Genomic DNA, 3,202 nt, shown 5'->3' with positions numbered 1-3,202 from the left:
GCTCTTTAACAATCTGGAACAAGCTGAAAAATTGAAACATTCAGTGACACGGCTTTCTGAGTGAAAGCGGTCATTGAAGAGTCTCTCAACAACCCCAGTCCGAAGACCCCTTCGGGTTGTGAGGTTAAGCGACTAAGCGTACACGGTGGATGCCTAGGCAGTCAGAGGCGATGAAGGACGTGCTAATCTGCGATAAGCGCCGGTAAGGTGATATGAACCGTTATAGCCGGCGATGTCCGAATGGGGAAACCCAGTGCAATCCGTTGCACTATCGTTTGATGAATTCATAGTCAAACGAGGCGAACCGGGGGAACTGAAACATCTCAGTACCCCGAGGAAAAGAAATCAACCGAGATTCCCCCAGTAGCGGCGAGCGAACGGGGAGGAGCCCAGAACCAGCAACAGCTTGTGTGTCAGTGGAAGCGTCTGGAAAGGCGCACAGTAAAGGGTGACAGTCCCGTACACGAAGATGCATAAGGTGGGAGTTCGATGAGTAGGGCGGGACACGTGGTATCCTGTCTGAACATGGGGGGACCATCCTCCAAGGCTAAATACTCCTGACTGACCGATAGTGAACCAGTACCGTGAGGGAAAGGCGAAAAGAACCCCGGCGAGGGGAGTGAAAGAGAACCTGAAACCGTGTACGTACAAGCAGTGGGAGCACCCTTTGGGGTGTGACTGCGTACCTTTTGTATAATGGGTCAGCGACTTATATTCTGTAGCAAGGTTAACCGTATAGGGGAGCCGCAGGGAAACCGAGTCTTAACGGGGCGTTAAGTTGCAGGGTATAGACCCGAAACCCGGTGATCTAGCCATGGGCAGGTTGAAGGTTGGGTAACACTAACTGGAGGACCGAACCGACTAATGTTGAAAAATTAGCGGATGACTTGTGGCTGGGGGTGAAAGGCCAATCAAACCGGGAGATAGCTGGTTCTCCCCGAAAGCTATTTAGGTAGCGCCTCGTGAACTCATCTTCGGGGGTAGAGCACTGTTTCGGCTAGGGGGTCATCCCGACTTACCAACCCGATGCAAACTGCGAATACCGAAGAATGTTATCACGGGAGACACACGGCGGGTGCTAACGTCCGTCGTGAAGAGGGAAACAACCCAGACCGCCAGCTAAGGTCCCCAAGTTCTGGTTAAGTGGGAAACGAAGTGGGAAGGCTCAGACAGCCAGGATGTTGGCTTAGAAGCAGCCATCATTTAAAGAAAGCGTAATAGCTCACTGGTCGAGTCGGCCTGCGCGGAAGATGTAACGGGGCTAAACCAGGCACCGAAGCTGCGGCAGCGACACGAATGTGTTGCTGGGTAGGGGAGCGTTCTGTAAGCCGTTGAAGGTGAACTGTGAGGTTGGCTGGAGGTATCAGAAGTGCGAATGCTGACATAAGTAACGATAATGCGGGTGAAAAACCCGCACGCCGGAAGACCAAGGGTTCCTGTCCAACGTTAATCGGGGCAGGGTGAGTCGACCCCTAAGGCGAGGCTGAAAAGCGTAGTCGATGGGCAACAGGTTAATATTCCTGTACTTGGTGTTACTGCGAAGGGGGGACGGAGAAGGCTATGTCATCCGGGCGACGGTCGTCCCGGTTTAAGCGTGTAGGTGGGGGTTCCTGGTAAATCCGGAGCCCTGATAACACTGAGGCGTGATGACGAGGCACTGCGGTGCTGAAGTGACAGATGCCCGGCTTCCAGGAAAAGCCTCTAAGCATCAGGTAACATGAAATCGTACCCCAAACCGACACAGGTGGTCAGGTAGAGAATACTCAGGCGCTTGAGAGAACTCGGGTGAAGGAACTAGGCAAAATGGTGCCGTAACTTCGGGAGAAGGCACGCTGGCGTCAGGTGAAGAAACTTGCTTTCGGAGCCGAGGCCAGTCGCAGAGACCAGCTGGCTGCAACTGTTTAATAAAAACACAGCACTGTGCAAACACGAAAGTGGACGTATACGGTGTGACGCCTGCCCGGTGCTGGAAGGTTAATTGATGGGGTTATCCTTAGGGAGAAGCTCTTGATCGAAGCCCCAGTAAACGGCGGCCGTAACTATAACGGTCCTAAGGTAGCGAAATTCCTTGTCGGGTAAGTTCCGACCTGCACGAATGGCGTAATGATGGCCAGGCTGTCTCCACCCGAGACTCAGTGAAATTGAACTCGCTGTGAAGATGCAGTGTACCCGCGGCAAGACGGAAAGACCCCGTGAACCTTTACTATAGCTTGACACTGAACCTTGAGCCTTGATGTGTAGGATAGGTGGGAGGCCTGGAAGTGTGGACGCCAGTCTGCATGGAGCCATCCTTGAAATACCACCCTTGAATGTTTGATGTTCTAACGTAAGCCCGTTATCCGGGTTGCGGACAGTGTCTGGTGGGTAGTTTGACTGGGGCGGTCTCCTCCCAAAGCGTAACGGAGGAGCACGAAGGTCAGCTAATCACGGTCGGACATCGTGAGGTTAGTGCAAAGGCATAAGCTGGCTTGACTGCGAGCGTGACGGCGCGAGCAGGTACGAAAGTAGGTCTTAGTGATCCGGTGGTTCTGCATGGAAGGGCCATCGCTCAACGGATAAAAGGTACTCCGGGGATAACAGGCTGATACCGCCCAAGAGTTCATATCGACGGCGGTGTTTGGCACCTCGATGTCGGCTCATCACATCCTGGGGCTGAAGTAGGTCCCAAGGGTATGGCTGTTCGCCATTTAAAGTGGTACGCGAGCTGGGTTTAGAACGTCGTGAGACAGTTCGGTCCCTATCTGCCGTGGGCGCTGGAAGATTGAAAGGGGCTGCTCCTAGTACGAGAGGACCGGAGTGGACGCACCACTGGTGTTCGGGTTGTCATGCCAATGGCACTGCCCGGTAGCTAAGTGCGGAAGAGATAACCGCTGAAAGCATCTAAGCGGGAAACTTGCCTTGAGATGAGTCTTCCCTTATCCCCAGAGGATACTGAAGGAGCGTTCGAGACGAGGACGTGGATAGGCTGGGTGTGTAAGCGTGGCGAGACGTTGAGCTAACCAGTACTAATGTACCGTGCGGCTTAACCTGACAACACCGAAGGGGTTTTGGGGGCGTTGGAGAGAAAGACGAAAAGTTTCAGAGACGGGAGTGGCCTGGGCCAGTCCGGCAGCTTGTTCGGGATTGAAAACAGGATTTGTCTGGCGGCAATAGCGCGGTGGTCCCACCTGACCCCATGCCGAACTCAGCAGTGAAACGCCGT

At 53.8% G+C, this 3,202-nt stretch carries 1 rRNA gene; it reads left to right on the top strand.

The features are described from left to right. The first annotated feature begins 122 nt into the window (after positions 1-122). Positions 123-3,030, top strand: a 23S ribosomal RNA gene (locus Xind_RS24950). The last annotated feature ends 172 nt before the right edge of the window (positions 3,031-3,202 follow it).

This window comes from Xenorhabdus indica, from assembly GCF_014467235.1.
GTDB classification, from domain to species: Bacteria; Pseudomonadota; Gammaproteobacteria; order Enterobacterales; family Enterobacteriaceae; genus Xenorhabdus; species Xenorhabdus indica.
This window is presented reverse-complemented; position numbering and strand designations above follow the sequence as displayed.